Raw genomic sequence first — 217 nt, forward strand, 5'->3', positions numbered from 1 at the left:
TGCTTCGGCAGACAATCCGGTGATCAGCCGCCCGCCCCGCAGGGGTTCCATAATGATCACCGGAATCCCCTTGGCAGCCGCTGCTTCCAGTCCCTTACGCCCTGCCTGGGTGTGCGGGAATGGATTGAGGAGAAAAAGTCGGCAGGGGCCATCGGTCGCATCGGTTTTTCTTTTCACGGCGATACAGCGGCTTTTTTGGAACTGCTGAACGCCTATG

1 pseudogene is annotated in these 217 nt (G+C 58.5%); it reads right to left on the minus strand.

From position 1 onward, the window contains the following. Nucleotides 1-114: pseudogene (locus H6B10_RS18590) on the minus strand (aldo/keto reductase); the annotation flags it as partial. Nucleotides 115-217: the final 103 nt, after the last annotated feature.

It is taken from the genome of Gemmiger formicilis (assembly GCF_016901605.1).
GTDB lineage: Bacteria > Bacillota > Clostridia > Oscillospirales > Ruminococcaceae > Gemmiger > Gemmiger formicilis_B.